The sequence below is a fragment of the Sporosarcina sp. 6E9 genome (genome assembly GCF_017921835.1).
In the GTDB taxonomy this organism is placed as follows: Bacteria; Bacillota; Bacilli; order Bacillales_A; family Planococcaceae; genus Sporosarcina.
In genome coordinates, this window is the sequence record NZ_JAGEMN010000001.1 from 846,228 (window position 1) to 864,003 (window position 17,776).

Annotated in this window: 21 protein-coding genes; 20 read left to right on the forward strand and 1 reads right to left on the reverse strand. The window is 39.3% G+C overall.

Translation table 11 applies throughout. From position 1 onward, the window contains the following. Positions 1-10 precede the first annotated feature (10 nt). Positions 11-454, reverse strand: coding sequence for a LytTR family DNA-binding domain-containing protein (locus J4G36_RS04410; RefSeq protein WP_210468855.1), 444 nt, complete (start codon positions 452-454; stop codon positions 11-13). Positions 455-694: 240 nt separating this feature from the next. On the opposite strand from J4G36_RS04410, the gene J4G36_RS04415 reads away from it, so the two are divergent. The 20 genes from J4G36_RS04415 to J4G36_RS04510 all read left to right on the forward strand — a co-directional run bounded on the left by J4G36_RS04415 (position 695) and on the right by J4G36_RS04510 (position 17,599). Next, positions 695-2,575: an ABC-F family ATP-binding cassette domain-containing protein gene (locus tag J4G36_RS04415; protein WP_210468856.1), complete on the forward strand. Its 1,881-nt coding sequence runs from the start codon at positions 695-697 to the stop codon at positions 2,573-2,575. 24 nt (positions 2,576-2,599) lie between these two features. Beyond that, positions 2,600-2,860, forward strand: a complete 261-nt coding sequence (locus J4G36_RS04420) for a NifU N-terminal domain-containing protein (protein ID WP_210468857.1) — start codon at positions 2,600-2,602, stop codon at positions 2,858-2,860. A gap of 13 nt (positions 2,861-2,873) precedes the next feature. Continuing rightward, positions 2,874-4,004: a conserved virulence factor C family protein gene (locus tag J4G36_RS04425; protein WP_210468858.1), complete on the forward strand. Its 1,131-nt coding sequence runs from the start codon at positions 2,874-2,876 to the stop codon at positions 4,002-4,004. A 172-nt stretch (positions 4,005-4,176) separates the two neighbouring features. Further along, entirely contained in the window at positions 4,177-4,893 is a 717-nt protein-coding gene (locus J4G36_RS04430) for an N-acetylmuramoyl-L-alanine amidase family protein (RefSeq protein WP_210468859.1), read from the forward strand. 113 nt (positions 4,894-5,006) lie between these two features. After that, the gene (locus tag J4G36_RS04435; RefSeq protein ID WP_210468860.1) at positions 5,007-5,804 is read left to right on the forward strand and encodes an N-acetylmuramoyl-L-alanine amidase; all 798 of its coding nucleotides are present in this window, start codon (positions 5,007-5,009) and stop codon (positions 5,802-5,804) included. 86 nt (positions 5,805-5,890) lie between these two features. Beyond that, on the forward strand, positions 5,891-6,328 hold the full coding sequence (locus J4G36_RS04440) for a BrxA/BrxB family bacilliredoxin (protein ID WP_246880399.1): 438 nt from the start codon (positions 5,891-5,893) through the stop codon (positions 6,326-6,328). Further along, positions 6,325-7,107 carry a class I SAM-dependent methyltransferase gene (locus tag J4G36_RS04445; protein WP_210468861.1) on the forward strand — a complete coding sequence of 261 codons (783 nt, stop codon included), beginning with the start codon at positions 6,325-6,327 and terminating at the stop codon, positions 7,105-7,107. Before J4G36_RS04440 ends, J4G36_RS04445 begins: the two co-directional genes overlap by 4 nt. A 271-nt stretch (positions 7,108-7,378) precedes the next feature. Beyond that, on the forward strand, positions 7,379-7,954 hold the full coding sequence (locus J4G36_RS04450) for a YpjP family protein (RefSeq protein WP_368668723.1): 576 nt from the start codon (positions 7,379-7,381) through the stop codon (positions 7,952-7,954). A gap of 78 nt (positions 7,955-8,032) precedes the next feature. Then, entirely contained in the window at positions 8,033-8,974 is a 942-nt protein-coding gene (locus J4G36_RS04455) for a thymidylate synthase (RefSeq protein ID WP_210468862.1), read from the forward strand. A 16-nt stretch (positions 8,975-8,990) separates the two neighbouring features. Then, entirely contained in the window at positions 8,991-9,470 is a 480-nt protein-coding gene (locus J4G36_RS04460; RefSeq protein WP_210468863.1) for a dihydrofolate reductase, read from the forward strand. 106 nt (positions 9,471-9,576) lie between these two features. Next, positions 9,577-10,416, forward strand: a complete 840-nt coding sequence (locus J4G36_RS04465) for a DegV family protein (RefSeq protein ID WP_210468864.1) — start codon at positions 9,577-9,579, stop codon at positions 10,414-10,416. Between the two features lie 38 nt (positions 10,417-10,454). After that, positions 10,455-11,270, forward strand: a complete 816-nt coding sequence (locus tag J4G36_RS04470; RefSeq protein ID WP_210468865.1) for a GDSL-type esterase/lipase family protein — start codon at positions 10,455-10,457, stop codon at positions 11,268-11,270. Between the two features lie 12 nt (positions 11,271-11,282). Further along, entirely contained in the window at positions 11,283-11,855 is a 573-nt protein-coding gene (locus J4G36_RS04475; protein ID WP_210468866.1) for a YpmS family protein, read from the forward strand. A 12-nt stretch (positions 11,856-11,867) separates the two neighbouring features. Further along, on the forward strand, positions 11,868-12,398 hold the full coding sequence (gene msrA / locus J4G36_RS04480; RefSeq protein ID WP_210468867.1) for a peptide-methionine (S)-S-oxide reductase MsrA: 531 nt from the start codon (positions 11,868-11,870) through the stop codon (positions 12,396-12,398). Beyond that, on the forward strand, positions 12,395-12,814 hold the full coding sequence (msrB, locus tag J4G36_RS04485; RefSeq protein WP_210468868.1) for a peptide-methionine (R)-S-oxide reductase MsrB: 420 nt from the start codon (positions 12,395-12,397) through the stop codon (positions 12,812-12,814). Before msrA ends, msrB begins: the two co-directional genes overlap by 4 nt. A 25-nt stretch (positions 12,815-12,839) precedes the next feature. After that, positions 12,840-13,070, forward strand: coding sequence for a YozE family protein (locus J4G36_RS04490; protein ID WP_210468869.1), 231 nt, complete (start codon positions 12,840-12,842; stop codon positions 13,068-13,070). 92 nt (positions 13,071-13,162) lie between these two features. Continuing rightward, positions 13,163-13,867, forward strand: a complete 705-nt coding sequence (deoD, locus tag J4G36_RS04495) for a purine-nucleoside phosphorylase (protein WP_210468870.1) — start codon at positions 13,163-13,165, stop codon at positions 13,865-13,867. Between the two features lie 129 nt (positions 13,868-13,996). Continuing rightward, a complete protein-coding gene (locus tag J4G36_RS04500; RefSeq protein ID WP_210468871.1) occupies positions 13,997-15,517 on the forward strand; it encodes a lmo1851 family serine protease in 1,521 nt (506 codons plus the stop codon). Positions 15,518-15,607: 90 nt separating this feature from the next. Next, positions 15,608-16,513, forward strand: a complete 906-nt coding sequence (locus J4G36_RS04505) for a CobW family GTP-binding protein (RefSeq protein ID WP_210468872.1) — start codon at positions 15,608-15,610, stop codon at positions 16,511-16,513. Positions 16,514-16,849: 336 nt separating this feature from the next. Further along, positions 16,850-17,599 (forward strand): CAP domain-containing protein, encoded by a 750-nt coding sequence (locus J4G36_RS04510; RefSeq protein WP_210468873.1) that lies wholly within the window; start codon positions 16,850-16,852, stop codon positions 17,597-17,599. The last annotated feature ends 177 nt before the right edge of the window (positions 17,600-17,776 follow it).

Genomic DNA, 17,776 nt, shown 5'->3' on the forward strand with positions numbered 1-17,776 from the left:
TTTTTCCTCCCTATGTAAGATATTTCGATTTAAAACCTTTGACATAATGCCGATTGATAATTACTTTTTCGTGGTTCATCAATGTTGCTTCGAATCTTCCATTAAATAATGCGCGAACACTTTCGATATGCGACGTATTTACAATTAAGTTCTTGCTAATGCGGATAAAACTTGTTCCGTCTACTATTCGTTCAATCTCGTATAGTTTTAGATCACTTTCATAGACTTCTTTTTGTTGATAAAGAAAAGTTTTATTGTCTACAGATTCGATGTAATACAAATCTTTAGTAAGTAGGGAATAGGCCTGACCATTTCTTTTACCGGTAATTAGGATTTCATTTTTCTTAAGGTGTTCAATCAGTCTTAAAATCCTATCATCTATTTGAGGACATTTAATTAATACTTCGATTTTTTCGTAGTCCTCACATTCGTCAATTTTGATATCGATGTTCATCACATCCTTATTGAATTGTAAACTTCTACTGAATTGAGTTATCTGAATCGTAACACTCGTGAGAATTGCAGACAATAACATATAAGGTAAGTTGCATATTTTCATTGTTAAGATGCATGTAGATTGAAAAATGGTGTTGAAAGACTAAACTATCAACATGATTAACTCGAAGTGTTTCAAATTTCCTCCCAAATCAGCTATGATAGAGACATGTACAGCTTTAGAAACGGAAGTGAATGAATGAGCCAATTAATCGTTGAAAACTTAACGAATACAGTAGGAGCAAAAACATTATTTGATAATATCGCTTTCACCATTTCAAGTGGCGAAAAAGTAGGATTGATTGGTATTAACGGTACAGGCAAATCTACGCTTTTGTCGATTATTGCAGGTGTCGGGGATGCCGATTCAGTTTCTATGGACCATCCAAACAATTACCGAATTGCATATTTACCACAGGAGCCTGAGGTTGATCAGGAATTGTCGGTTATGGAAACGGTATTTATGAGTGATGCACCGATTATACGCATGAACTTGGAATATGAGCATGCATTAAAAGCATTGACTTCAAATCCTGAGTCCGTAAAGAATCAGGAACGGTTTGCGGAAATTCAAAACGAAATGGATGGAATGGCAGGCTGGGATGTAAATTCGAAAGCGAGAACGATTTTAACTAGACTCGGCATCGATACATTCGAGAAAAAGATGGGCGAACTTTCAGGTGGGCAACAAAAACGGGTTGCACTTGCGAAAGTACTTATTGAACCCGCTGATTTATTGTTACTGGATGAGCCGACAAACCATTTAGATGTCAATTCGATTACATGGCTACAGGAATATTTAATACATGAACAAGGTGCAGTAATTTTCGTTACACATGATCGCTATTTTCTAGACGCAGTATCCACGCATATTTACGAGCTTTCCAATGCGCAACTTTATTCGCACACTGGGAATTACGGCGACTATATAGAGTCGAAGGCATTGCGCGATGAAATGCAAGCTGCAACGGATGAAAAGCTTCAAAATCGATATCGTTCAGAACTAAAGTGGATAAAACGAGGCGCTAGGGCTAGATCGACGAAACAAAAAGCACGAATCGGCCGCTTTGAAGAACTTGCAGAACAAGTAAAGAAAGATAATACGAGTGACGAAATGGATGTCGGATTAAAAACGACTCGACTAGGTAGAAAAGTAATTGAAGCAATAAATGTTTCCAAATCATTTGGGAATAAAAAAGTAATTGAAGATTTTTCATGTCTACTTCAATCGGGTGATCGCATCGCAGTCGTTGGACCGAACGGTGTCGGGAAAACGACTTTGCTGAATTTGTTTTCAGAAGAAATTCCCCCGGACGCAGGTATAATTGAAAAAGGGTCAACAGTGAAAATCGCACATTTCCATCAACATCTACCGACGATGGATGACAATAAAAGGATTATCGAATACATCCGAGAAACATCAAATGATATTGAGGATGCTGACGGCAATCGAATATCCGCTTCACAAATGCTAGAACGTTTTTTATTCCCTACACGTGCGCATGGTACGCTCATCGGGAAGTTATCGGGTGGAGAACGAAAAAGACTTCATTTGTTAAAGCTTTTAATGGAGCAACCAAACGTTCTTCTTTTAGATGAGCCGACAAATGATTTGGATCTTGAAACATTAGCGATTTTAGAAGAATTCATCGAAACATTTCCTGGCGTCGTCATAACGATTTCCCATGATCGCTTTTTCTTAGATCGAACCTCAAAAAAACTATGGGTGTTGGATGGTTCTGGTAAAGTGGATACTTGGCTGGGAATCTATTCCGATTATCTTGAATCATATGTTGCGACAGAGGAAGTACCAGTCAAACCTGTAATTGAAACACCGAAAGTGGAACAACATGAGAAAAAGAAAAGAATGTCTTATGCAGAAAGAAAAGAATGGGAAACAATTGAAGCAGATATGGAAAAAGTAGAAACAACTATCGAAGAGACCGAAGCAGAAATGGAGTCTGCGGGCTCTGATTACGATAAACTAAGAGAGCTAACAGCAACACTTGCGGAATTAAATGCACAATACGAAAAATTATTTGAACGCTGGTCTTATTTACAAGAATTTCAAGAAACATAACACTTTTAATAGGGGGCAATTTTAATGAAAATAATATCAATCGAAGCAACGCCAAATCCAAACTCGATGAGAGTCGTTTTTGATACCGAACTACCATCTGGAACTAGTCATAATTATAGAAAAAGCGATGCCGAAACTGCATCAGAACCTGCAGCATCACTTTTAAAAGTGGAGGGTATAAACGGTATCTATCATGTAATGAATTTCATGGCAATCGAAAAAGATCCTAGTGTTGAATGGGAAGAAATCCTTGCCAAAGTAGAAGCTATCATTCCGAAGCAATAAGGAGGCGAATGAATTGAAGATTGTTACTGTTGAACCGACACCAAGTCCTAATTCAATGAAAATCGTACTCAATACTGAGTTGCCTGCAGGCACTAGTTTTAACTATAAAAAAAGTGACGCAGAAACAGCGCCTCACCCAATGTCAGCATTGCTAGCAATAAACGGTGTCCGCGGCATCTATCACGTGATGAACTTTATGGCGGTAGAACGTGCCGGTAATGTAGCATGGGAAGCCATACTTGCTGATATTCAGAAAGTCATCAATGAAGAGTCGAATGATCACGAGGCACCAGTTGAAGAAAAAGCTGACGATAGCTATGGTGAAGTGTATGTCCACGTGCAAACGTATAAAGATATACCGCTTCAAGTGAAAGTATTTGATAGCGAATCTGAAGAACGTTTTGGACTAAGTGAACGATTCCTTCAAGCGATGGATGAAGTGCATGGTGCCGAAGTCGAAAATTATATTTTGCTTAGGAAATGGGCAGATTATGGAATTCGTTATGGCGAAAAAACGGAGATTGGTGAAATCGTCTTGCAAGAAGTCGAGGCAGCTTATCCAGATGAACGGTTACAAGAAATCATCCTTCAATCAAGAGAAGGACAGGGAGACGTCGTTCATCGCGGCAGAAAGGTAACGCTTGAAGAGTTTGCTGTTGATGAGTGGGAAAAACGCTTCCAGATGCTTGATCAAATGCCGGATCCGGATATGACGGACGTAGCGCTCCTTGACTTTGCACTTGATGACGAAAAAATGTCGATTCGGAGACTTGCCACAGTTTATCTCGGCATGATAGAAGATACAGCTGTGATTCCTTATATTGAAAAAGCATTAAGAGATAAAAGTTGGGCGGTTAGACGGACTGCCGGGGACTGCATGAGTGATCTTGGTTTCGAAGGATTTGAAGATGCTGCAATTCGCTTACTTACAGACCGCAACAAGCTTGTTCGTTGGCGCGCAGCTATGTTCCTTTATGAAACAGGTACCAAAAAGGCACTCCCGGCATTAAAAGAAGCCGAGAACGATCCTGAATTCGAAGTGAAACTTCAAATTCGCATGGCGATTGCGAGAATCGGTGAGGGTGAAGAAGCACAAGGCTCTGTTTGGAGACAAATGACAGAAGCACGATTAGGTTCCGAATAAAAAACATAAATATGAACCGTTATTTGATGAATATTCTTCATTCAAATAACGGTTTTTTAATCTTAATTCAGTCAAAAACTGACAAAAGCCTTTATGACAACCAAAACTCCGAATAGTATAGATGTAAAAGTGATTGAAGCTTTGTTCTTCATTCACGAAAAGGAGTTTTTTTATGGTTAAGATTGTGATTGATGCTAGTAATGGTTTGAAGTGTATCGCTGAGAATAACGAAGAGTGGAATTGTAATAATGAGGTCGTGAGAGCGGCGATTGAGAAATTAAAGACCTATAAAGAGGTCGAAGTAATACGTATTGATGATCCATCTGGTGAAAATGTTGTTTCAATGACGGAACGGGCCAGGAGGGCAAACGAATGGAATGCTGATATATATGTTTCGATTCAGTATGGATCGAATTTGAAACCTAAAGAAATCACTCCAGCTTTTACGCCTAGAATTGTAAAGGCTATGGGAGATAGGGAGGGGGGCTTAAAACATACAAGTTTTCACGTATTACGTGATACTGAGTTTCCTGCAATTTTTACAGGTGCCGGATTTTCGAATTCTATAGTTGACATAATAAGATTATGTAACGAAAGTTTTTTGCGAGCAGAAGGTGAAGCGATTGCTGAAGGACTTGCCGCCTATATAAAGCTACAACCCGGCACAATGACAGGTGCTACAGCTCCCCAGAATGATAAAGTTGAATCATCTAAACCAATGTCGGAAGATCTTGTTTCGGCCGCGACAATTGTATTGCAGCATCTCGAATCAGACAGAAAAGGGGTCATTCCTGAAAAATGGTTGAAAAGTATTCATGAAGGAACGCTTACAGACTCGGATGCAATTGGTTTATTGTACGTAGTGCTTCATAACTGGTTAACGAGGTAAACAGTTTTATATCAAAACACGCCAACTAGTCCACTAGATGGAAGTGAAAGTCTACATATATTGTCAAGGGTACCTAAATATGTGTACTCAAAATAATGTAGGAGATGAGGAATTTGATAAAAATTGCAATCGATGCAGGTCATGGATTGAATACCCCTGGAAAGCGCGCCCCTTCAGGGGAACGTGAATGGATGTTTAATAACAAAGTGGCGCTTGCCGTAATTAGCAGACTTCATACGTTTCAAAATGTTCAACTCCTCCGTTTGGATGATCCAACCGGAACAGTCGACGTTGAGCTGAAGACGCGAACGAACCGAGCAAACGCGTGGCGTGCAGATGTACTGATTTCGATACATCATAATGCCTATTTGGGTGTTTGGGGTCCTCACGGAGGAATTGAAACATACACATTACCTGGAGCCAGTCAACAATCGCGTGACCTTGCTGCGGTTGTTCAACCGCTTGTGGTAAAAGCGATGGGATTATGCGATCGTGGGAATAAAACATTAAACTTGCATATGCTTCGTGAATCAAAAATGCCCGCTATACTTATTGAAGGTGGATTCATGGATTCTACAACAGACATTGTCGCACTACTTAATGAACAGAAATTAAAAAAACAAGGAGAAGCCATTGCAACAGGACTTGCCGTTTATTTAAATTTAAAACCGAAAGTAGACGTTTCAACAGCGGTTATTTATAAATACGGAGATACAGGTCCGGCAATTGGGACTTTACAGAAAAACTTTAACAGGCTCGGGTACAAGCTCGTTGTCGATCAAAGTTTTGGTCCTTTAGTATTAGCGGTAGTTAAAGACTTTCAAAAACATAATGGACTCGCAGTAGATGGTTACATAGGTCCGTTGACACAAGCGAAAATTAAGGAAAAGCTCGAACTACAGAAAGTGTGAATTTGTAAACGCATATGAATGAAAAAACTTTCTCTACAAGGTAGAATGAAATGTGAAATATGGATTCTATGGAGGGGGATATCAACATGAACGCTTACAATCAACATATGCAAAGTATTTATAGGCAGATGCGAGAAGACCTGGTACAAGTCGGATTTAAAGAATTAACAACTCAAGAAGATGTTACGGAAACGATGGATAACCTTGAAGGTTCAGCTCTTATTGTTGTTAATTCAGTCTGCGGTTGCGCAGCGGGGCAAGCTCGTCCAGCAGTCAAAGAAGCATTAAACGAGGTGCAAATTAAACCTGATCACTTATTCACGGTGTTTGCGGGACAGGATAGGGAAGCTACTGAAAAGATGAGAGAATATTTTCCGGAAGTTCCACCAAGCTCACCTTCAATTGCTTTATGGAAAGACGGCGCACTAGCGTATTTTATACCAAGAGAGCAAATTGAAATTTCACAAATGGAAACGATTAAAACGCATCTAACAGAAGTACTTGAACAATTCATCGTCCAATGAATACCATCATAACGACAAACGGTAGACCAAGCGAGCAATCATTTTCGAACGCCTCTCATGCGGCTGGCGCTTTAGGCTATGAAATTGTGGATCGACGCAAACGGTCAATCACTCGCATGCAAGATGAATATAATAGCGCTGTTCTAGTAGCTAGTGCCAATCGATATGAATTGTACCGGATAGGGATGGACAAGCCGTTTTTCTTTCATCCGGATACAGCAGCGTTTCGGCTTAAACGATTGATGAATGGTGAAACGGATCCATTTATTGAAGCGACACAATTACAGATCGGCGATTCTTTTTTGGATTGTACGCTTGGTTTGGCAACAGATAGCATAATCGCTTCTTATATTACAAAAGAAAGCGGAAAAGTCCTTGGTGTTGAAGGAGATGCTGATATTGCTTTTATTACATCGGAAGGTTTGCGTTCCTATACATCGGGATCTGAACAGTTAACTGATGCAATGAAGCGTATTCAAGTCATTTCACAAGACGCAGTTACTTTTTTACAAAGTCAACCGAATGAAAGCTGGGATGTCGTCTATATAGACCCCATGTTCAGCTTGCCAATTCAAGAATCGACGAATTTCACACCATTACGCCAAGTCGGTTTGCAAGGGATGCTAACTGAAGAGTGGATGTGGGAGGCGGAACGCGTTTGCAAATGCCGTGTAGTTGTGAAAGACCATTACCAATCACCAGTATTTGAACAATTTAATTTAACAAAGCAGATTCGATTAAATACGAAGTTTCATTTTGGTTTTCTTCAAAAGAATTAAAAAATGTCCTACGATGCGCATGCATCGTAGGACATTTTTTAATTAGTGAGTGAAGTTTAAGGAGCTTAAGTAAATAAGTAACCCAAACATTCCTAGTCCCGCAAGTAGCACAACATCCATCGGTAAAAAACCTCCTTCAAAAAAAGGGCTTACATTTCTCTAGTTCTATTGTACAATGAAAGAGAGAAAGAAGAAACCTTTACAAATTAGTTTCGTCTAGTCTTATGAAAGAAGATTTAAAAATTCGACACAATTGTAGGTGAAGCCGTTGATGAAATGGTTGCAAAAATCACTTATTATCGCCGTTGCTCTTCTTACATTCGGTGTAATTACACCAGCTCATGATATTTGGAGTAACTTTCAAGATAAAAGTGATTCAAAACATGAAGAAGGACCTTCCAATGATTCTGATTATCGGATTGCCTTGGATGAGTCACCCACTGAAGTTGTTGAATCAATAGAAGAATCTTTTATTGATTCCGCGAAGACATTAGCTTATGAAAAGTTTGGTACAAAAATCGGACCTGTAATCTCGGATGAATTTGATCAAGTTATTTTCCCGAAAATTGATGAAGCGATTCGTATGACATTAAACACGGAAAATGAACACCGAAGACTTTCGATTAGTGAAAAACCTGGAGGGAATTACTCCGAAAAAATTTTCAACGTCTATGACAAGGATAGTCAAAAAGATTTGATCCGTTTTCACGTAAGAACGGACAAGCGCCCACAAGATGGTTATTTCTTTAATTTCCATTACCATGTGGTGGATGATGGTTTTAACTCGCATTACACAATCGGAGATATTTACTGGTCAAAAGACACGCCGCCAAAATGGTTATCATAAACCGTTTATGCGGTGTGTTTTTTTGGTGTGTAACTGTCGTTATTGGTATACTAAGTTTGACTGTTAGGAGGATGCAACATGAAACAATATTTAGAGCTTTGTGAATATGTATTATCAAATGGAACAAAAAAAGAAGATCGCACAGGTACAGGTACTTATAGCACCTTTGGTTATCAAATGAGGTTCGATCTGAACGAAGGATTTCCGTTATTGACGACTAAAAGAACCGCGTTCCGATTAATCACTTCGGAATTATTATGGTTTTTAAAAGGCGATACAAACGTTCGGACACTAATAAATGAAAAGAATCCGATTTGGGATGAGTGGGCATTTGAACAATGGGTAACAAGCGAAGAGTATACAGGACCGGATATGACAAATTTCGGACTTAGAGCGACAAAAGATCCCGAGTTTGCAGAAGTTTATAAAGAAGAAATGATAGCATTTAAAAACCGTGTCGTTGAAGATGTTGAATTCGCGGAAAAATATGGTGACCTTGGACCTGTATACGGGAAACAATGGCGTTCTTGGACTACAGGAAAGGGCTCGATTGACCAAATCGCGAATCTAATTGAAGGTATAAAAAATAATCCAGATTCACGCCGACATATCGTAACTGCTTGGAACCCATCTGAAGTTGAAGATATGGCATTGCCGCCTTGTCACGCACTTTTCCAGTTTTATGTTTCTGATGGGAAACTTTCTTGCCAATTATATCAACGCAGTGCAGATATCTTTCTAGGTGTGCCATTTAATATTGCTTCCTATGCATTACTCGTTCATTTAATTGCAAAAGAATGCGGCCTTGGTGTTGGAGAATTTGTACATACACTGGGTGACGCTCATATATATTCGAATCATATCGAACAAGTTAAAGAACAACTTTCACGTCAACCGAAGGAACTTCCAACTTTAAAATTAAATGCAAAAGATAAATCGATTTTCGAATTGGAAACAGCTGATATTGAAATTGAGAATTATGATCCGCATCCGAGAATAAAAGCTCCCATTGCAGTTTAAGGAAGGTGACATTAATATGATTTCGTTAATTGTAGCGCATGATCCAAACCGAGTGATTGGAAAAGATAATGATTTGCCCTGGCATTTGCCGGAAGACCTAGCGTATTTCAAAAAAATGACGATGGGCAAAGCGATGGTTATGGGCAGAAAAACGTATGAGTCTATTGGAAGGCCGTTGCCGGGTAGATTAAGCGTTGTTGTTACTAGAGATCCCGACTATACGGCTGAAGGCGTAGTCGTGGTCCATGATTTAAATGAGGGGATTGAAAAGGCAAAAGAGTATGCCTCGGAGGTCATGATTATCGGCGGTGCTGAAATTTTTAATATGGTAATGGACATCGCGGATCGACTTTACATTACATTGATTCAAACCGAATTCGAAGGCGATACTTATTTTCCGTCTTATGAAAATGAGTGGTCATTGAAGTCAACTTCCGAAGAAATCATATCAAAGAACGGAACATCTTTTGTTTACCAAATTTACGATAAAAAATAAAAACGGTATACAATGAAGTTATTTACGCATAAGGAATAGTAGACTACTAAAATATTTGTAACCGTATAATTCAAACTATTACTATTTAGAAAGAGGCGGCGTTTTTATGAAGAAAATTCATATTGTGACGGACTCTACTGCTGATTTAACAGAAGAAGAGATTTTAAAATATGGAATCCATGTCGTGCCATTAACCATTCAAATTGATAATGATTCATATATCGATGGTGTTGATTTAAAGCCTGCTGAATTTATAGGATTAATGAAAAATGCGAACGAACTACCAAAGAGTTCACAACCAGCTGCTGGAGTATTTAAAGAACTTTATGAACGTCTCGCGGAAGATGGAAGCGAGATTCTTTCGATTCATATGACTGGCGGCATGAGCGGAACAGTACGGTCGGCAGAAACAGCCGCTGAAATGGCGAAGGCTGACGTAACCGTAATCGATTCAATGTTTATATCACACGCATTAACTTTTCAAGTATTAGAAGCTGCGAAAATGGCTGCTAACGGAAAGAGTATGGAAGAAATCGTAACAAGGATTGAACAAGTTCGAAAGCAAACCACGCTTTTTGTTGTTGTGGATAAATTAGATAATTTAGTCAAAGGCGGGCGCATTGGTCGAGGTCGAGGACTAATTGGTTCATTATTAAAAATCAAACCAATTGCCACTTTACAAAATGGTGTCTATACACCCGTGGCGCAAGTAAGAAGTCATCGCCAAGTCATTGCACATTTATTTAAAGTATTTACTGAAGAAACCGCGGGTAAAATTATTCGAGGTGTCGGAATTTCCCATGCAAATGGCTTGGTAATGGCCGAACCATTAAAAAAACTCATTGAAGATACTGGGATTAAGGATGTCAGACTAACATTTACGACACCAGTAATCAGCACGCATACCGGGGAAGGCGCAATTGGTTTTATGTATTATTATGATTAAGAAGTGATTCTTTATATAAGAAATGGGGAACTATACGCATGAGAAGGATTATAATACTGTCATTGGTCTTCTCATTATTCATGTCTGGTTGTAAATCACCGTTAATCAATTCTACAGAACCCATCGCGGAAAGAATGAATACGGAATTTGACAATTGGAATATTCCGGGCACCTTCATTTTAAAAGACATCTATATTGTTGGACTAGGAGATTCTCTTACGGTTGGCCTTGGAGACGAGTTCAAAAGAGGTGGTTATTTCACACGATTAACCAATGCAATGACTGAATGGCAAGGCGTGGAAGACGTGGAAGTGACGAATTTGGCAGTAAGTGGCCGTAGAAGCGATCGTCTTTTAAAGCAACTTGAAGAGTCGAAAACGCGAGACGCAATCAAAAGTGCAGATATAGTTGTATTTACAATAGGCGGCAATGACATAATGAAAGTTGTAAAGAGGGATTTATTTAACTTGAAAGAGCAAGCTTTCTATGATGAGCTTGAGCAGTTTACCAATCGTTTAAATGAAATATTTACGATTATCAGAACGTTAAATTCAGACGCAATTATCTTTGTCGGCGGGTTATATAATCCGTTTACAATTGTGACGGATGAAGAAACAGGGTTTGAGGCGATACTAAACGATTGGAACGATGCAATTGAAGTTCAGACCGAGTTGGATGGAAAATCATGCTTCGTACCTGTGACTGATTTGTTCAATTCTAATTCGAATATGGTTTACCATACCGATTTCTTTCACCCGAATGCAAAAGGATACGAGGAAATGACAAATCGTTTTCTTGAGAAAATTGATGAATGCGGGTTATACCAACTATCGGATGGGGAATTGGACATGTAGGGGGCTGATTAAATGAATCTTTGGAAAATCGCATTTTTTGGACTAGCTGGTATAGTCATTGCTGCTGTAGTGTATCTATTTATACTACTAGGGCAACACGATGACTCCGCGCCCATCCCAAAGGCAGATGATACGATTAAAGCAGCAAATTACTTAACGGTTCGAGCAACAAAGAAGGACTTTGAAGGCATTGCAAATACTTATATACAAAAAGCGATAAATAAGGAGCCTTTGCCGGTAACTATGCTGGTGGAGGATGATATCATTCTGTTATCGGAACTTACTGTTTTCTCCTACACGCTTCCCGTTAAAATGCATTTTGATCCGATTGTTCGTGAGGACGGTAATTTAACATTGAAACAGTCGAAACTTGAAATTGGGAAGTTAAATATTCAACCCGCAACGGTATTGAAGATATTGAAAGACTCTGTTGATTTGCCGCCATGGATGGTTGTGCGTCCAAAAGAAGAAGAATTATTTATAGATTTACGGGCATTGCCTATTTCTGGTGATTTAGAAGTGCGCGCGAAAGAGTTTAATCTTGATAAAGATGAAATTATTCTTGAAATAACAATTCCAAAATGAAGGGGTTATTACATGTCCGAAGCATTAGCAACATTCGCAGGTGGTTGTTTTTGGTGTATGGTCAAACCATTTGACCGATACGAGGGGGTAGACTCCGTCATTTCCGGTTACACAGGCGGAGATGTTGAAAATCCATCGTATGAACTTGTTTGCACAAATACAACTGGCCACAGAGAAGCTGTACAAATTAAATTTAATGAGGAACTCATATCGTATGAGGAATTATTATCAATCTTTTGGCGACAAATCGATCCAACCGATTCTGGCGGACAATTCTTTGACCGTGGTGAATCTTATGAAACCGTGATTTTCACACACTCTGAAGAACAAAGGCTACTTGCTGAGAAATCTAAAAAGGAACTTGAGGCATCAGGGAAGTTCGACAAACCGATTGCCACCAAGATATTACCCGCTAAAACTTTTTATCCGGCAGAGGAAGGCCATCAAAATTATTACATGAAAAATCCGGGACATTATCAAAGATATTCAATTGGATCGGGTAGGGAGCAATTTAAGCGTAATCATTGGAGGGAAGAGTTATGAGTGAAGATTTAAAGAAAAGATTGACCGATATTCAATATCACGTAACACAAGAAAACGGCACAGAACAGCCTTTTCGCAATGAATATGATAGTCATTATGAGGAAGGGATTTACGTGGACATTGTTTCAGGAAAACCCTTATTTAGCTCCAAAGATAAATATGACGCTGGCTGTGGATGGCCGAGCTTTACGAAACCAATTGAAGAAACAGAGGTAAGTGAGCACTTTGATGAAAGTCATGGCATGCGACGTACTGAAGTTAGAAGTAAAACAGCCGACTCCCATCTAGGACATGTTTTTCCTGATGGACCTGGACCAGACGGACTTCGTTATTGCATTAATTCGGCTGCACTGCGATTTGTTCCTGTTACTGATCTTGAAAAAGAAGGCTACAGCGAGTATAAAAAGTTGTTTTAACCGCACATTAAAGGAGTCAAAGGACATGAATCGAACCTTTTATCAATTTGCATTATCGTATCGCGGGGGCGGAAAAAATGATGAGAAAGCCATTTTTGCAGAAGGCATGTTTAATGACCTAAGCTTTCCCAAAGAAGAAACTAAGTATGACCCATTATCGCGGTATATCGAAGAGAAAGCCGAAGAAGAAATGCGTCCGGTCGTCTTTGATGAATTATATAGCATTTACTTTGACCGGGTTAAACCATCCGTCTAACCTGAAATGAATTCACGTTATGTACTTCTTTGCATCTATCGACCAATAAATGTATGATTAAACAAGAGAATTTGAAAGAGAGGGAAAAATTAATGAGTATACATATTAATGCTGAAAAAGGTGCCATTGCTGAAACTGTTTTATTGCCGGGGGATCCCCTTCGTGCCAAATACATCGCGGAAACATTTTTAGAAGATGTAACACAATATAATGATGTTCGAAATATGTTCGGCTACACGGGAACTTATAAAGGTGAACGTATTTCTGTTCAAGGAACTGGAATGGGTGTACCTTCTATCTCCATTTACGTGACAGAACTCATGCAAGAATACAATGTTCAAAACCTAATCCGTGTCGGCACATGCGGAGCTATCCAAAAAGATGTGAAACTTCGGGATGTCATCATTGCTCAAGGTGCAACATCTAATTCCAACATGAATGATATTATTTTCGATAAAATCAAGTTTGCACCAATTGCCGATTTTGGTTTATTAACAAAAGCTTATAACGCGGGCGTTGAAAAAGGGTTGAATTTACGTGTCGGTAATGTTTTCACAGAAGACTTATTTTATAATGAGTTTTCGAACCACGAACAACTAGCCCAATATGGTGTTCTTGCGGTAGAAATGGAAGCATCTGCTCTTTATACATTGGCTGCTAAATTCGGACGCAAAGCGCTTACGATTCTTACAGTTAGTGATCATATTTTGACGGGTGAAGTGACATCTGCTGAAGAACGTCAACTAACATTCAATGATATGATTGTTGTCGCGTTGGATGCTGCTATACAAAAATAAGTTGAAAAAGACCGCTTTGTGAAATGCCACAGCAGTTCATGACCAGAGAGTCTGGCTGCTGGGGGTTAGGCATATGCGCGGTCTTTTTGTCTTATTTATATTTCACTTTAAGGGAAAGTGGGGAATAGGATGGACGAAAAAGAGAAAGAGTTTCAAAACCATAACGATGATAATGGTTCCGAGTTTACACCTGTTCCTGACAAACCAGGAACTCGTTCGATACAATTAAAGCCATTTTCCTTCGTTATGCTCATATTCGGCCTAATTCTTATTACAGCCGGAATCACTTTTTTCATTTTAACCGCGGGAGAAGATAAAGTCGTCGAGGTTGTCAAGCCAGCACAACAGCCTTCTGACAGACAAGAGTTCAACAAGTTGTATGAAGCCTATGACAACTTGAAAAATGATTACTTTCAAGATATAGATGAAACGGCGGTAATTGATGGCGCAATTAATGGGATGGTCGATGCTTTGGGTGATCCATACTCAGACTATTTAAATGAAGATGAAGCACGTCAATTGAATGAAAGCATTTCTTCAAGTTTCGAAGGAATTGGTGCAGAAATCCAGGAGCAGGATGGGTATATAGCTGTTGTTTCACCGATTAAGAACTCGCCAGCAGAACGAGCTGGATTGTTACCTAAAGATATGATTACTGAAGTCGATGGTAAAAGTATTCAAGGTATGTCTTCATCCGAAGCAGTCCTGCTGATACGCGGCGAAAAAGGGACGCCAGTTATACTAACTATAAAGCGAACAGGAACAGATGAACCGATTGAAGTGAAAATCATTCGCGACGTTATTCCGATTGAAACTGTCTATTATGAAATGGATTCCGATAAAATAGGCTATGTGAGAATTACGAGTTTTTCAATGGGTACCTATAAAGAGTTGTTGACAGCGCTCGATAGCATGGAGAAAGACGGCATGGCAGGTTTGGTAGTCGATGTACGTCAAAATCCAGGCGGAATCCTTAATGGTGCATTGGAAATTTCAGACCTATTTGTAGAAAAAGGTAAAAACTTACTGCAATCGCAAGAAAAAGGTCAGAATCCAGAGGTTTATCGAGCAACTAATGGACGTAAAGTGAAGGTGCCTGTTACTGTACTCATTGATGATGGCAGTGCATCTGCTTCTGAAATACTTGCGGCTGCCTTAAGTGAGTCTTCAGGAATTCCGCTTATTGGCGTTACGACGTTCGGTAAAGGAACTGTTCAATCTCCGAAAGATTTGGATGATGGATCAAACCTTAAAATTACCACCGCTAAATGGCTAACGCCAGAAGGTAATTGGATTCATGAGAAAGGCATAAAACCTGACTATGAAGTCCCTTATCCTTCCTATGCGATGTTGCCGTATTTAAATCCAGCTGACGAAATGAAGGAAGGTCTACTTTCTTCAACCGTAAAAACAGCGGAAGAAATGTTAAAAGCGGTTGGTTATAATCCTGGAGAAGTAGATGGGTTATTCGATAAAGTAACTGAAGAGGCTGTAATAGAACTACAAAAGGATCTCGATATTGAACCTTCTGGGATTCTTGTCGGTGATTCTACAATTGGTCTCATGGACAAGTTACGAACTAAAATCGATGAAGATGATCCTCAATTATTAAAGGCGAAAGAAATATTACTAGAAAAACTAACTGAGTAAAATTAGCATAATCGTAAGTGAACAGAGAAAGCGTCCTTCCTAATAAACAGGGATGGGCGCTTTCCTAATTATTATATTGAGGTGAAAGATATGATTGATGTTTATTTGTTTAGCGGGTTTCTTGGAAGTGGAAAAACATCTCTATTATTAAATGTGATTCAAGAATTAAAAGCAGCAGGAAAAACACCTGCAGTCTTTATGAATGAATTTGGAAATTTAAAAGTTGATTCGAATGCCATAGAAGGCGATGTTCCGTTGAAAGAGTTACTAGATGGTTGTATATGCTGTTCAGGCGCGGAGAAGACGGAGGCGCAGCTTCAGGGCCTATTAGAGGAAAATGACCATATCGATGTCATTCTTATCGAAACAACCGGAGCGGCCCATCCTGTGGAAGCACTTGATGCGGTTTATTCACCGTTATTTGCTGATCGATTGCAAGTAAAAGGTATTGTAACGGTCGTTGACAGCAAGCTCTGGCTTAACCGTGATACATTATCACCGAGAATCCGTGCCCTTTATATGGAACAGATAAAACACGCGCATTTATTACTGGCGAATAAAACGGACTTATTAACTCCAGATGAACTCGCAACGGTCACAATGGAGTTATCTAATTTTAATAGTTTCGTCCCAATCATTCAAACCGTAAATGCGAGACTAGGCTTCTCTTATATAGAAGATGTCCTGCAGTCAGAGAAAAAAAGAACAACAGAAGCTATCGTGTCAGGCGCAGGTCTTCCATTGTCCTCAAAACTGATTACATTTTCGGATAGTGTGAAAATGGATGAGTTTGAAAACTGGGTGAAATCTTTACCGGATACAGTTTATCGCATGAAAGGATTCGTCCCTGTAGTCGGAACGAAAAACCCTTATTTATTCCAATATGCATATGGAATGGTTAATTGGATGCCGGAATATGTAAAAATGGATCCAAGACTAGTCATAATTGGTGAAGGAATTGACGAGATAGACTATGATAAATCAGCAAAATACTGATGCAGTCAACCCGTAATTAGTTGTAATAAAATCATAGTTCTCCAAAAGTATCCAATTCCTGCTGAAAATTTTCCCATAGCAATCGTATTTATACTTTGTTTGGCTTTACTGGTAGGAAATTCCGAAATTCGGAGTCTCATAGACGTTATGATAGATTGCGAAGGGAGGAGTTAAGAGATGAAAAAATCGATTGCGGTCATCTTACTCGGTTCGGCACTCTTACTGCCGAACAACAATAGTGTAGAAGCTTCATATTCAAATAACAATATACAGGTGCAAAAAGTACAGTTTGTTAATTGTATAGACTGGGAGGGCAAAACGTTTGATTTCAGTAATATGAAACTGAAAGAAAACGATTATAAAGCTCTTCAAGAAAATTTGATGAAAAGTTTCGCAAAATATTTGGAGGTAACAAAGCCTACTGACGCTAAACCGGCTCCAGAAGCTAAACCAGCTCCAGAAGCTAAACCAGCACCGGAAGCTAAGCCAGCTCCAGAAGCTAAGCCAGTTCCAGAAGCTAAGCCAACACCGGAGGCTAAGCCAGTTCCAGAAGCTAAGCCAGCTCCAGAAGCTAAGCCAGCTCCAGAAGCTAAGCCAACACCGGAGGCTAAGCCAGCTCCAGAAGCTAAGCCAGCACCGGCACCAACTACACCTGCACCAACACCGGAAAAACCAGCTAAACCAGTTGAGGCTGCACCAAACGCTTCGGTTTCAGCAATTGAGAAACAAGTTATTGATTTAACAAATGCCGAAAGACAAAAAGCAGGTCTAAAACCATTACAATCAGATAGTAAATTAATGGATTCAGCCCGTGCAAAATCTAAAGACATGTCATCAAAAGGGTATTTCTCACATACGAGCCCTACATATGGCAGCCCATTTGATCAAATGAAACAATTTGGCGTTTCATATAGCGCAGCAGGCGAAAACATTGCAATGGGTCAACGTACTCCTGCAGAAGTTGTTAAAGCTTGGATGGATTCTCCAGGACATAGAGAAAACATTTTAAAACCCGGCTTTACTCATATCGGAATCGGTTATGATTCAAACGGTAACTACTGGACACAACAATTTATTACTAAATAAAATATAAACTTTGAAAAAGCGATTCTCCAAGCCAATCTTAAATGGCTTGGGAGAATCGCTTTTTAAATTTTCGATAGCTAATATAGGAAACTATATTAACACGCTATACATAATATTGTTATGTTAACCTATTTATTTTTACGTTTAGATGGTTACCGCCGTGTGCATACTTTAAGC

Excerpts from the sequence above, each read along its gene's own strand:
- J4G36_RS04410 (WP_210468855.1), bottom strand. The coding sequence starts at position 454 with ATGAACATCGATATCAAAATTGACGAATGTGAGGACTACGAAAAAATC.
- J4G36_RS04415 (WP_210468856.1), top strand. The coding sequence starts at position 695 with ATGAGCCAATTAATCGTTGAAAACTTAACGAATACAGTAGGAGCAAAA.
- J4G36_RS04420 (WP_210468857.1), top strand. The coding sequence starts at position 2,600 with ATGAAAATAATATCAATCGAAGCAACGCCAAATCCAAACTCGATGAGA.
- J4G36_RS04430 (WP_210468859.1), top strand. The coding sequence starts at position 4,177 with ATGGTTAAGATTGTGATTGATGCTAGTAATGGTTTGAAGTGTATCGCT.
- J4G36_RS04440 (WP_246880399.1), top strand. The coding sequence starts at position 5,891 with ATGAACGCTTACAATCAACATATGCAAAGTATTTATAGGCAGATGCGA.
- J4G36_RS04445 (WP_210468861.1), top strand. The coding sequence starts at position 6,325 with ATGAATACCATCATAACGACAAACGGTAGACCAAGCGAGCAATCATTT.
- J4G36_RS04450 (WP_368668723.1), top strand. The coding sequence starts at position 7,379 with ATGAAATGGTTGCAAAAATCACTTATTATCGCCGTTGCTCTTCTTACA.
- J4G36_RS04455 (WP_210468862.1), top strand. The coding sequence starts at position 8,033 with ATGAAACAATATTTAGAGCTTTGTGAATATGTATTATCAAATGGAACA.
- J4G36_RS04460 (WP_210468863.1), top strand. The coding sequence starts at position 8,991 with ATGATTTCGTTAATTGTAGCGCATGATCCAAACCGAGTGATTGGAAAA.
- J4G36_RS04465 (WP_210468864.1), top strand. The coding sequence starts at position 9,577 with ATGAAGAAAATTCATATTGTGACGGACTCTACTGCTGATTTAACAGAA.
- J4G36_RS04470 (WP_210468865.1), top strand. The coding sequence starts at position 10,455 with ATGAGAAGGATTATAATACTGTCATTGGTCTTCTCATTATTCATGTCT.
- J4G36_RS04475 (WP_210468866.1), top strand. The coding sequence starts at position 11,283 with ATGAATCTTTGGAAAATCGCATTTTTTGGACTAGCTGGTATAGTCATT.
- msrA (WP_210468867.1), top strand. The coding sequence starts at position 11,868 with ATGTCCGAAGCATTAGCAACATTCGCAGGTGGTTGTTTTTGGTGTATG.
- msrB (WP_210468868.1), top strand. The coding sequence starts at position 12,395 with ATGAGTGAAGATTTAAAGAAAAGATTGACCGATATTCAATATCACGTA.
- J4G36_RS04490 (WP_210468869.1), top strand. The coding sequence starts at position 12,840 with ATGAATCGAACCTTTTATCAATTTGCATTATCGTATCGCGGGGGCGGA.
- deoD (WP_210468870.1), top strand. The coding sequence starts at position 13,163 with ATGAGTATACATATTAATGCTGAAAAAGGTGCCATTGCTGAAACTGTT.
- J4G36_RS04500 (WP_210468871.1), top strand. The coding sequence starts at position 13,997 with ATGGACGAAAAAGAGAAAGAGTTTCAAAACCATAACGATGATAATGGT.
- J4G36_RS04505 (WP_210468872.1), top strand. The coding sequence starts at position 15,608 with ATGATTGATGTTTATTTGTTTAGCGGGTTTCTTGGAAGTGGAAAAACA.
- J4G36_RS04510 (WP_210468873.1), top strand. The coding sequence starts at position 16,850 with ATGAAACTGAAAGAAAACGATTATAAAGCTCTTCAAGAAAATTTGATG.